The organism is Xanthomonas sp. GW (assembly GCF_014236815.1).
In the GTDB taxonomy this organism is placed as follows: domain Bacteria; phylum Pseudomonadota; class Gammaproteobacteria; order Xanthomonadales; family Xanthomonadaceae; genus Xanthomonas_A.
On the sequence record NZ_CP051189.1, the window covers coordinates 418,090 to 429,477 of the forward strand.

Genomic DNA, 11,388 nt, shown 5'->3' on the forward strand with positions numbered 1-11,388 from the left:
TTCGGTGGCGTTGTCTTTACCGCTGCGTCTGTCGCGGCTGAAGCCGCTCCTACAAGGGCAGAAGGCGCAGCTCGCTTTTTGTAGGAGCGGCTTCAGCCGCGACCAGCTGCATCAACGATCATTGCAGCGACCGTTCCAGCAGCGCTTGCAGACGGGCGCGCGTCACCGACCTTCGGTATTCGCGCTTCCGGCAGCGAAGCCGTTACCGTCAGCGCGCACCCGCACAATCGCCGCTGCCGGTCGCAGCCGGTGCCTTCATCCGGTAAATATCGCGCTTGCCGGCCTTCGGCGCACGCGCGCTGCCGACCAGCAACAGTTCGCTCGGCTTGGAGGCGTCCAGCACCGCACCGCGGGTGTCGCCGTCGGCGCCGTTGAACGACAGCGCCAGTGGCAGTGCCTGCACGTAGTGCCCGCCGGCGCACTGCGCCAGCAACAGCTGCGCGCCTTGCGGCTTGCGCGCACGCGCGAACACCAGCGCGCGGCCGTCGCCCAGCCAGGCGGCGTCGGTTTCGTCGTCGCCGCTGTTGATGCCGTCCAGCGCCTGCAGTTGGCCGAAGACCTGGCCTTGCAGCCGCGCCACGAACAGGTCCATGCCGCCGGCACCGCCGTGGCCGTCGCTGGCGAACAGCAGCCGGGTGCCGTCCAGCGACAGGGTCGGCGCGCGCTCGTCGCCGCGCGAGTTCACTGCCGCGCCCAGGTTCTGCGGCGGGCCGTAGCGGCCATTGGCCAACACCGGCGCACGGTACAGGTCGCTGCCGCCCTGGCCGCCGGCGCGGTCGGAGGCGAAGTACAGCCAATGCCCGTCGGCGCTGAAGAACGGGTCGCCATCGGCAGCGGGCGAGTTCAGTGGCGCCGGCAACGGCTGCGGCTCGACCCAGCGCCGGTCGCGCAGCGTGGCCTGCCACAGGTCGCCGCCGCCGGGCCCGCCGGCGCGGTCGGGGCTGGCCCAGACGATGCGTTGTCCATCGGGCGAAACGCTGGCGCGGGTCTCGTCGGCCTTGGTCGAGACCACGCCCATGCCCTCGATGCCGAACTCGGAAAGCGCGAACGCCGACGGCGCGCAGAGTAAACTCGCGGCCAGCGCGAGCGGCAGGGCGGGGGTCCGCATGTCGGATTCCTTCGGATGTCGCGACCAGTCTAAAACAACCAACGAGCGTTCCATGCCCACATCCCGCTATGCCGTGTTCGGCCATCCCGTCACCCATTCGCTGTCGCCGCGCATCCATGCCGACTTTGCCAAGCAGACCGGCATCGCCCTGCAGTACGACGCGATCGACGCCCTGCCGGACGGCTTCGCGGCGGCACTGGCGGCCTTTGCCGCGGAAGGCGGCGTGGGCGCCAATGTGACCCTGCCGTTGAAGGAAGCCGCGTATGCGCTGAGCGTGGTCCACAGCGAGCGCGCGCAGCGCGCCGGGGCAGTCAACACGCTCAGCTTCCGCGACGGTCAGTGGCACGGCGACAACACCGACGGCGCCGGTCTGGTGCGCGACCTGACCGGGCGCAACGGCCTGGACCTGCGCGGCCGCCGCGCGCTGCTGATCGGCGCCGGTGGCGCCGCGCGCGGCGTGGCGCCAGCGCTGCTGGAGGCCGGTGTGCAGCAGCTGCTGATCGTCAACCGTTCGCCCGAGCGCGCCGATGCGCTGGTCGATGCGCTGGGCGAGCCGGCGCGCGCCATTTCCCGCTACTGGGAAGACCTGCGCGAACTGGGCGACTTCGAACTGATCGTCAATGCCACCGCCGCCGGCCGCGACGACAGCGCGGGGTTCTCGCTGCCGCTGTCGCTGGTCAACAGCATGACCCTGGCGGTGGACCTGAACTATGGCGAGGTCGCGATCCCGTTCCTGGCCTGGGCGCGTGCGGCCAACTGCCGCGATACCGTGGACGGCCTGGGCATGCTGGTCGAACAGGCGGCCGAGAGCTTCGAGCGCTGGCATGGCGTGCGCCCGGACACCGACCCGGTCTACGCCGCGCTGCGCGCGCGCGACGCGGTGCTGGTCAGCGCCGACTGACCTTTTTTGCGCCCCGGCGCTTGTTTCGTAGCTAAACGGAGATTCCGATGGACGATGGATTCGTGATGCAGCTGTTGACCACGGTAGGCTTCCAGCTGCCGATCCTGATCGTGCTCGGCACCGGCCTGGTGCTGCTGGCCACGCGCCGCCCCGGCCGCGCCCGCACGCTGGGCCTGTGGGGCTTGAGCCTGCTGCTGCTCGGCGGGCTGTGCGGCACGGTGACCTCGCTGCTGCCGATGTGGATCATCTCGCAGGGCGGAACCTACTCCAGCTACGCGGTCTGGTTCGGCATCCTGCAGGCAGTGTTCACCCTGCTGCATGCGGTGGCGATGCTGCTGGTGGTGCTGGCGCTGCGCCTGGCGTTGCCGCGCTAGGGCATTTCCTAGGCTTCGCGCGGCGAGCCGTTCACCTTTCCCCGGCACGCGGCGGCCAGACCTGGGAAAATAGCCGGCCGATCCCCGGCACGAGCAGACAGGCGGCATGGAAAAGGCAGCACCCACGCGGCAGTTGACCGACGAGATGAAGGCCGGCATCCGCGACGCCTACACCAAGCTGCAGGCCAACACGCCCGGCTTCATGGTGCGCCGCGCGCAGAGCCAGATGATCGGTGTGGTGTCGCGTGCGCTGGGCACCAGCGGCGGCGTCGGTGTGGCCGAGGCGCCGACCGGCGTCGGCAAGAGCCTGGGTTACCTCACCGCCGGGGTGCCGATCGCGCTGGCCAGCAAGAAGAAGCTGGTGATCAGCACCGGCACCGTGGCGCTGCAATCGCAATTGGTGGAACGCGACATCCCCGCCTTCCTCAAGGCCACCGGCATCGAGGCGACGGTGGCGCTGGCCAAGGGCCGCACCCGCTACCTGTGCGCACGCAACGTCGCCGAGCTGCATGGCGAAGCCGCGCAGAACAGCATGTTCGAGGACGAGGCGCCGCTGTACGACCGCCCGCTGAGCCCGGCCGAGGCCGAACAGGCGCGCGCGCTGGCCAAGGCCTACGCCGACAAGACCTGGAACGGCGATCTGGACACCGCGCCGGAGCCGATCCCGGCGTCGTTGCGCGCGCGCATCACCACCAACGCCGCCGGCTGCGCCGGGCGCCGCTGCTCGTTCGCGGTGCAATGCCCGGTGCTGAAGGCGCGCAGCGACGTGCGCGATGCGCAGATCGTGGTCACCAACCATGCGCTGCTGCTGTCGGCGCTGGCGTTGGGCGACAGCGACAACGGCCAGCCGCTGATCGCGCCGCCGGCGGACATGCTGCTGGTGCTCGACGAGGGCCACCACATCGCCGGCGTCGCCATCGACCAGGGCGCCGCAAACCTGGCGCTGGACGACATGGCGCGGCGCACCGGCCGCCTGCAGGCGCTGGTCGGCGCCGCCTATCGGCTGGCCGACAAGGACACCATCGGCAACCAGCTGCCGAACGAAGCGATCGAACTGGCGACCCAGGTCAGCAAGGGGCTGAAAACCTTCCGCGCCGAGATCGAACGCGCCTGGGTGCCGGAGCCAGGCCAGGAAGAGCCGATGTGGCGCGCGCCCAACGGGCGCCTGCCCGAGGACTGGAAACCCTTCATCGATGCGCAGGCGCAGGACACCGCCGCGCTGCTCAACTGGGTGCAGGCCGCGCATCAACTGGTGGCCAAGTCCAAGCAGGAAGACGCGGCCAAGGAGCGCCTGCAGCGCAGCCTGGGCATGGCCCTGGAGATGGTCGAGCAGCAATACGCGCTGTGGCTGGGCTGGCGCCGCGAGGACCAGGACGGACAAGCGCCGATGGCGCGCTGGATCACCCTGTCGCGCGATGCCGACCTCGTCTGCCATTGCTCGCCGGTCTCGGCTGCGCAGGTGCTGCGCGCGCTGTTGTGGAGCGAAGTGGACTCGGCGGTGCTGACCTCGGCCACGCTGACCGGCGGCGGCGATTTCCAGGCGCTGGCGATCGACAACGGCCTGCCCGCGCATGCGGAGATGGTGTCGCTGTCCTCGCCGTTCGACCTGCCCAACCAGGCCGAGCTGATCGTGCCGAAATTCCCGGTGGCGCCGGACGACCGCGAAGGCCATCCGCGCGAGGTCGCGCGCTACCTGGTCAAGGAACTGGACTGGGGCAAGGGCTCGATCGTGCTGTTCACCTCGCGCTGGAAGATGCTCAAGGTCGCCGACCTGTTGCCGATCGCGCAGCGCAACCGCGTGCTGGTGCAGGGCGATGGTTCCAAGTCGCAGATGATCGGCGAACACATGCGCCGCATCGGTGCCGGCGAAGGCTCGGTGCTGTTCGGTTTGAATTCCTTCGGCGAAGGCCTGGACCTGCCCGGCGAGGCCTGCACCACCGTGGTCATCACCCAGGTGCCGTTCGCGGTGCCGACCGACCCGCAGACCGCCACCCTCGGCGAGTGGTTCGAAAGCCGCGGCCTCAACGCCTTCAACCTGATCGCAGTGCCGCACGCGCTGCGCACGCTGACCCAGTTCGCCGGTCGCCTGATCCGCAGTTCCAGCGACCACGGCCGCGTCATCATTCTCGATTCGCGCTTGCTGACCAAGCGCTACGGCAAGCGCATCATCGATGCGCTGCCGCCGTTCAAGCGGGTGATCGGCTAGCGTCGCGCGCTGTCTACATTTTGCTGTCGCTTGCCTCGCATCGCGCCGCTTGTGCGATGCGCACATGCCACGAAGTGCAAAGCGCAACGCACATGGGCGAGTACCGCAGTCACAACAGCAGGCACGCATGCATCGTGCCTATCGCAGTCATAGCAACTAACGAATTCTCAGCCTGCAGTGCCGCCGCCATGCTTCAGCTCCCTCAACACGAGCTGACGCCATGCGCCCTGGAACACTGTTGGTGCTCGCCCTGCTGTCGCAGACCCTGATCGTTCCCGCCGGGTTCGCGCAGTCCACGCTCACCCGCGACAACGGTGCGCCGGTCGGCGACAACCAGAACTCGCAGACCGCCGGCGCTACCGGCCCGACCCTGCTGCAGGACGTGCAGCTGATCCAGAAGCTGCAGCGCTTCGACCGCGAGCGCATCCCCGAGCGCGTGGTGCATGCGCGCGGCACCGGCGTGCATGGCGAGTTCACCGCCAGCGCCGACATCTCCGACCTGACCAAAGCCAAGGTGTTCGCTGCCGGCGCGAAGACCCCGGTGTTCGTGCGCTTTTCCTCGGTGGTGCACGGCAACCATTCGCCGGAGACGCTGCGCGATCCGCACGGCTTCGCCACCAAGTTCTATACCAGCGAAGGCAACTGGGACCTGGTCGGCAACAACTTCCCGACCTTCTTCATCCGCGATGCGATCAAGTTCCCGGACATGGTGCATGCATTCAAGCCGGATCCGCGCAGCAACCTGGACGACGATTCACGCCGCTTCGATTTCTTCTCGCACGTGCCCGAAGCCACGCGCACGCTGACACTGTTGTACTCCAACGAAGGCACGCCGGCCGGCTACCGCTTCATGGACGGCAACGGCGTGCACGCCTACAAGCTGGTCAACGCGCAGGGCGAGGTGCACTACGTCAAGTTCCATTGGAAGTCGCTGCAAGGCCTGAAGAACCTGGATCCGAAGCAGGTGGCGCAGGTGCAGGGCAAGGACTACAGCCACCTGACCAACGACCTGGTCGGCGCGATCAAGCAGGGCGACTATCCGAAGTGGGATCTGTACATCCAGGTGCTGAAGCCGGAAGACCTGGCCAAGTTCGACTTCGATCCGCTGGATGCGACCAAGATTTGGCCGGACGTGCCCGAGCGCAAGATCGGGCAGATGGTGCTGAACAAGAACGTGGACAACTTCTTCCAGGAGACCGAGCAGGTGGCGATGGCGCCGGCCAACCTGGTGCCGGGCATCGAGCCGTCGGAAGACCGCCTGCTGCAGGGGCGCATCTTCTCCTATGCCGATACCCAGCTATACCGCGTCGGCACCAATGGCCTGAGTCTGCCGGTGAACCGGCCACTGGTGGCGGTCAACAACGGCAATCAGGACGGGTCGATGAACTACGGCGCCACCGCGAGCGGCGTCAACTACGAGCCGAGCCGGCTCGCCCCGCGCCCCCAGGATCCGAACGCGCGCTACAGCCAGCTGCCGCTGTCGGGCAGCACCCAGCAGGCCAGGATCGCCCGCGAGCAGAACTTCAAGCAGGCCGGCGAACTGTTCCGCAGCTATAGCAAGAAGGAACAGCAGGACCTGATCCAGAGCTTCGGTGAATCGCTGGCCGGCACCGACGATGCAAGCAAGCACATCATGCTGTCGTTCCTGTACAAGGCCGATCCGGCCTACGGCAGCGGCGTCGCCCGCGTCGCCAAGGGCGATCTGGCGCGGGTCAAGCAGCTGGCCGCGCAACTGCAGGATTGACCGTTCACTGCGTAGTGCGGCGGCGCCTCCCCCACGCCGCGCCGCGCCTTCTTTCCCGGAGACCGAGCATGCGTCGCTTCCTTATTCTCGCCCTGAGCCTGGTCGTCGTCTCGGCGACTGCCGCGCCCGCACCCGCCGACCCGGCCAGGATCCAGGCGCAACTACGCGACTACTTCTTCGATGCTGCGCGCGAAGGCCGCCAGGACATGCTGGCCGAGTTCATCCAGGCGCACTACGACCTCGATATCCGCGACGACAAGGGCTATACCGCGCTGATCCTGGCCGCCTACCACGGCCAGCAGCCGGCGGTGGAGCAATTGCTGCGTGCGGGTGCCGATCCGTGCGCACAGGACAAGCGCGGCAACACCGCGCTGATGGGCGCGATCTTCAAGGGCGAGCTGGCGATCGCCAAGCGGCTGATGCAGGCTGATTGCGCGCCCGACCAGCGCAACAACGCCGGCCAGACCGCGGCGATGTATGCGGCGCTGTTCCAGCGCACCGAAGTGCTGAAAGAGCTCGCCGCCAAGGGCGCCGATCTGCAGGCCAAGGACGCGCAAGGCAACGACGTGGCCAAACTGCAGCGCGGCGAATTCGCGCAGGCGCCGGTGCGCTGAACCACGCAGGAGAAGCGCGTGCGCCTAGGCATGGCCGGCGCGCTGCAGGCGAGCACGGTGGTTCAGCCGCCGGCCATGGCGCCGAAGCCCCGGGATCGGCGAAAATACCCGCCCTGCCGGGCAACTACGGCTTCCTGAAACACGCTTCGCGCTGCCGCTGCCCGTTCGCTGCAAGGACTGGCTACGCCGCATCGCCGGCGCGCCCGCCGCGCTGTCGTGCCTTCGCTTCTTCCTGGATCCGTCTTGAACACCACCGCCTCGCCCCCTGCCGCCGACGACCTGCCCCTGACCGAGCGCCTGCGCGTCGCCCTGGACCTGCTCGAAGCCATCGATGCCGACCGCAGCGTGCTCGACGCGCTGCCCGAGGCCGACCGCGTGCGCCTGCACCAGGTCGTCGCCAAGGTCTATCACCCCGAGCCCAAGGCGCGCCGGCAACTGCTCAAGCAGCAGGCGCGCGAACGCCACCAGGAGAAGGTGCGCAAGGCCGAAGCGCTGCTCGAGCAGACCGGCATCCGCGCGCTGCGGCGCAAGCCGGTGTTCAGCACGCCGAACTACTTCCCGCCGCATGCCGCCGGCCTGCACGACGCCAGCAATGCCGCGGCCGAGGAACCAGCGGCAGCGCAGTCGCCCGAGTTGCGCCACTGCTACGTGTGCAAGCAGAAGTTCACCCAGCTGCACCATTTCTACGACCAGATGTGCCCGGCCTGCGCCGAGCTGAACTACTTCAAGCGCACCGAGACTGCGGACCTGCGCGGGCGCGTGGCGCTGCTGACCGGCGGCCGCGTCAAGATCGGCTACCAGGCCGGGCTGAAGCTGCTGCGCGCCGGTGCCGAACTGATCGTGACCACGCGCTTCCCGCGCGATTCGGCCGCGCGCTACGCGCAGGAACCGGATTTCGCCGAGTGGGGCCACCGCCTGCAGGTGTTCGGCCTGGACCTGCGCCACACGCCCAGCGTCGAAGCGTTCTGCAGCCAGCTGCTGGCCACGCGCGAGCGGCTGGACTTCATCGTCAACAACGCCTGCCAGACCGTGCGCCGGCCGCCGCAGTTCTACGCGCACATGATGGCCGGCGAGACCGCCGCGCTGCACGAATTGCCCGAGCACGTGCGGCGCCTGGTCGGCCATTACGAAGGCCTGCGCAGCCCGGAACTGCTGCCGGCGGCATCGGCGACCACGCTGCCGGCAGGCCAGGGCCACGGCATCAGCGGTGCCGACGGGCTGACCCGCGCCGCCGAACTGTCGCAGGTGCCGTTGCTGGCCGACGAACTGCTCGGCCAGCAGCACCTGTTTCCCGAAGGGCGTCTGGACCAGGACCTGCAGCAGGTGGACCTGCGCGGGCGCAACTCGTGGCGCCTGCTGATGGCCGAAGTGCCGTCGGTGGAATTGCTGGAGACGCAGCTGGTCAACGCCATCGCCCCGTTCATCATCAACGCGCGGCTCAAGCCGCTGATGCTGCGCACGCCCGAACGCGACAAGCACATCGTCAACGTGTCGGCGATGGAAGGGCAGTTCTACCGCAACTTCAAGACCACCCGGCATCCGCACACCAACATGGCCAAGGCCGCGTTGAACATGATGACCCGGACCTCGGCGGCCGATTACCAGAACGACGGCATCCACATGAACAGCGTGGACACCGGCTGGGTCACCGACGAGGATCCGGCCGAGATCGCCGCGCGCAAGGTGCAGGAAGAACGCTTCCACCCGCCGCTGGACATCGTCGACGGCGCCGCGCGCATCGTCGACCCGATCATCCACGGCTTCAACACCGGCGAGCACGTGTGGGGGCAGTTCCTGAAGGACTACGCGCCGACGGATTGGTGAGTGGGCGGGGAGGCCATGCGTCGCCGGCCTCCCGGAAACCGCTGCGCGATTCAGCCCGGTTGGCGCAGCCGGTGCGCCTTGAACAGGGTTCCCAGCCAGTTACCCAGCCGGCCGGTCATCCAGCGCAGGCCGAGAAACCAGAGACAGGCAGGCCATACCAGCAAGGCGATGCCGAGCGTCAACAGCTCGAGGTCGAATGCCGTCATCGTGCCGGCCACGTAGCAATCTCCGCGAGGCGGGCAGCCCAGCTCCGCGTACAGGCGTTCGATCCTGTCGGAGAGCGCCAGCGGAACGTAGGCGAGCGCGAGCCACCACAAGGATTGGATGATGCGCTTGAGCAGGACCACCTGCGCCTCAACCGGATTGGTCGGAGCCGGCCGTGGAGGCGGCCTGGTCATTTTCGCGGCCCCAGAACTCCACCAGGATGGTCATGGCGGTCCACACGATCAGCGTTGGCTGGACCTTGCCGGGGATGACGTCATTCGCTCTGAGCACCAGGTCGGCCATCCTGGGGAAGCTCAGCACCAGCACGGTCGTATAGATCGCATAGGCGACCCTGTGCCGGCTGTTGGAGATGAAGAGGATGGAAATGACGATGCCGGACAGCAGGGTCAGCACGACGCCGAACTGCCAGTTGTTGAGCGTTTCGGTACCGGTGAGGACGAACCCCAGCACGGCGCCGAAGAACATGTTCATGCCGTTGAGGTTTGCCTGATATTCGTCACTGGACATTTTCCCCAGGCCGGTCTTGCCGAAGACACCGCCGAACTTCTTCCACATGAGACATCCCCTTTGTCTGCCACGCGATCTAGATCGCCCATTTCCCGCTGCATCGAGCGTTCGGCAACGCCTGCGCCCCCGCGCGGCATCCACCATGTTCCCCGTTCCCGGCCCCGGCCGGTCGGCCCTGCGGCCAGCAGCCAACTCTAGCGGAGATTGGCGATGGCCACAGCACGACCGCTGCAGGGATCGCCGCACTCGCGGTGCGGGAAGAGCGCTTCTATCCAAGGTGGGGCAGCCTCGACGGCGCCATGCGCATCGTCGATGCGGATCATCCACGGCTGCAAAGCCGGGGAGTCGGCGTGCGGACATGGGCGTATCGCTTGGCCAAGGACGCTTTCCGATGCGCGGCGCATTCCGGCGCTTGCGCTTTGCCGGCCGCGATGCAGAATCCGGCATCGACCCAAGCGCAGAGCGACGACATGGCCTCCGATGCCAGCTACGTGGATTACGTCATGGAACAGGCGGCGCTCGGCGCCGCGCTGACCTGCAAGAAGATGTTCGGCGAATACGCGCTGTATCTGGACGGCAAGGTGGTGGCGTTCGTCTGCGACAACCAGGTCTTCGTCAAACCGACCGCCGCCGGGCGCGCGCTGCTCGACGACGTGATCGAACAGGCGCCGTATCCTGGCGGCAAGCCGCACTACCTGATCGACGAGGGGCTGGAGGATCGGAGCCTGTTGCAGCGCCTGCTGCGCGCCACCGCACAGGCATTGCCCGCTCCCAAACCGGCCAAGGCGGCCAAGGTCGGCAAACGCGCAAGCCGGCCGCCGGCGCCGCGCTAGGTCGCGCGTCGTTTCCCGGAATCCTGCAGCGACGCTTCAGGTCAGCGCGTGCAACTCGCCGCGGACGCCGCCTGCCTGCAGATGCAGATAGCCCACTCCGATCGGCAAGCTGAAACGGCGCGGTCCGGCACTGCCGGGATTGACGTACAGCACGCCGTCACGGGTCTGCAGCAGCGGCTTGTGCGAATGCCCGCTGACCACCACGTCCACGGATGCGGGGTCGCGCGCCAGCGTCTTCAGATCGTGCAGCACGTGTAGGCGGATGCCGGCGATGTCGAGGTCCAGCGTGTCGGGCAGCGCCTGCGCCCATGGCGCGGTATCGATGTTGCCGCGGATCGCATGCAGCGGCGCCAGCGCACGCAGCGCATCGAGGATCTCCGGCTTGCCGATGTCGCCGGCATGCACGATGGCCATGCAATCGCGCATCGCCGCCAACGCCTGTGGCCGCAACAGGCCGTGGGTGTCGGAGATCAGGCCGATTCGCAGCGGCGGGACGGAAGGCATCGGCAGGGCTTGGCAACGGGACGGAGTGCTAGCCTAAACCCCACGTTCGCAAGGCCGCGTGCCGGTCTGAGCGAAAGACTCCTTTCACCACGTCGCGAGAACCACATGCCTGCAGCGCTCGATCGGGAACCAGCGGCCTACGTGGAAAAGGCCGACGCCGCCGCGATCCAGGTCCGGGCGATGCGTGGCGAACACGATGCGGCGCTGCGTGCGCTCGGTTTCGCATGCACCGGCGAGGCCGGCGTCCATGCCATGGTGGTGCACGACGACGCGGAAAAGGCCGAGGCCTTCCACGCGCTGCGCGAACTCGGCCTGGCCTTTGCCGCCGGAAGGGAATGGTGCCCGGCAGAGGTCTTCTGCTATCTGCGCGACAAGGGACTGCTGAGCGGACCGTTCCTGTGCATCGCCTGGACCCAGCCGGGCCGTTATCGAGTGGAGGAGGCGTGATCGCGTGCCACGCGGACCGGCTGCTCGCGACCGCCGCATCCTGGCCGAGTCGTCACGCGCATTGGCGCGCGTGGTCGCTACGTCATGGTGACGCAATCGCG

Annotated in this window: 12 protein-coding genes; 8 read left to right on the forward strand and 4 right to left on the reverse strand. The window is 68.0% G+C overall.

From position 1 onward, the window contains the following. Positions 1–208: 208 nt before the first annotated feature. Positions 209–1,108, reverse strand: a complete 900-nt coding sequence (locus HEP73_RS01885; protein ID WP_185821901.1) for a TolB-like translocation protein — start codon at positions 1,106–1,108, stop codon at positions 209–211. Between the two features lie 52 nt (positions 1,109–1,160). On the opposite strand from HEP73_RS01885, the gene aroE reads away from it, so the two are divergent. The 6 genes from aroE (at position 1,161) to HEP73_RS01915 (ending at position 8,771) form a co-directional block, all read left to right on the forward strand. After that, positions 1,161–2,009, forward strand: a complete 849-nt coding sequence (gene aroE, locus HEP73_RS01890; RefSeq protein WP_185821902.1) for a shikimate dehydrogenase — start codon at positions 1,161–1,163, stop codon at positions 2,007–2,009. A gap of 47 nt (positions 2,010–2,056) precedes the next feature. After that, positions 2,057–2,383 carry a hypothetical protein gene (locus HEP73_RS01895; RefSeq protein ID WP_185821903.1) on the forward strand — a complete coding sequence of 109 codons (327 nt, stop codon included), beginning with the start codon at positions 2,057–2,059 and terminating at the stop codon, positions 2,381–2,383. A 106-nt stretch (positions 2,384–2,489) separates the two neighbouring features. Continuing rightward, positions 2,490–4,589 (forward strand): ATP-dependent DNA helicase DinG, encoded by a 2,100-nt coding sequence (gene dinG / locus HEP73_RS01900; protein ID WP_185814950.1) that lies wholly within the window; start codon positions 2,490–2,492, stop codon positions 4,587–4,589. Between the two features lie 220 nt (positions 4,590–4,809). Beyond that, the gene (gene katB / locus HEP73_RS01905; protein WP_221893151.1) at positions 4,810–6,333 is read left to right on the forward strand and encodes a catalase; all 1,524 of its coding nucleotides are present in this window, start codon (positions 4,810–4,812) and stop codon (positions 6,331–6,333) included. Positions 6,334–6,401: 68 nt separating this feature from the next. Beyond that, the gene (locus HEP73_RS01910; RefSeq protein ID WP_185821904.1) at positions 6,402–6,947 is read left to right on the forward strand and encodes an ankyrin repeat domain-containing protein; all 546 of its coding nucleotides are present in this window, start codon (positions 6,402–6,404) and stop codon (positions 6,945–6,947) included. Positions 6,948–7,190: 243 nt separating this feature from the next. Further along, positions 7,191–8,771, forward strand: a complete 1,581-nt coding sequence (locus tag HEP73_RS01915; protein ID WP_185821905.1) for an SDR family NAD(P)-dependent oxidoreductase — start codon at positions 7,191–7,193, stop codon at positions 8,769–8,771. Between the two features lie 50 nt (positions 8,772–8,821). Here the strand turns inward: HEP73_RS01915 and HEP73_RS01920 are convergent, their stop codons facing one another. Together HEP73_RS01920 and HEP73_RS01925 are read right to left on the reverse strand one after the other, a co-directional pair. Continuing rightward, a complete protein-coding gene (locus HEP73_RS01920; RefSeq protein ID WP_185814953.1) occupies positions 8,822–9,118 on the reverse strand; it encodes a hypothetical protein in 297 nt (98 codons plus the stop codon). A 7-nt stretch (positions 9,119–9,125) separates the two neighbouring features. Then, positions 9,126–9,551, reverse strand: coding sequence for a hypothetical protein (locus tag HEP73_RS01925; RefSeq protein WP_185821906.1), 426 nt, complete (start codon positions 9,549–9,551; stop codon positions 9,126–9,128). 422 nt (positions 9,552–9,973) lie between these two features. Between HEP73_RS01925 and HEP73_RS01930 the strand changes: the two genes are divergently transcribed. Next, the gene (locus HEP73_RS01930) at positions 9,974–10,336 is read left to right on the forward strand and encodes a TfoX/Sxy family protein (protein WP_255423636.1); all 363 of its coding nucleotides are present in this window, start codon (positions 9,974–9,976) and stop codon (positions 10,334–10,336) included. Positions 10,337–10,372: 36 nt separating this feature from the next. On the opposite strand, the gene HEP73_RS01935 is transcribed toward HEP73_RS01930, so the two are convergent. Further along, positions 10,373–10,840 (reverse strand): metallophosphoesterase family protein, encoded by a 468-nt coding sequence (locus tag HEP73_RS01935; protein WP_185821908.1) that lies wholly within the window; start codon positions 10,838–10,840, stop codon positions 10,373–10,375. 105 nt (positions 10,841–10,945) lie between these two features. Here HEP73_RS01935 and HEP73_RS01940 point away from each other — a divergent pair, with 105 nt between their 5' ends. After that, positions 10,946–11,287, forward strand: a complete 342-nt coding sequence (locus HEP73_RS01940; RefSeq protein ID WP_185821909.1) for a hypothetical protein — start codon at positions 10,946–10,948, stop codon at positions 11,285–11,287. Positions 11,288–11,388 lie beyond the last annotated feature (101 nt).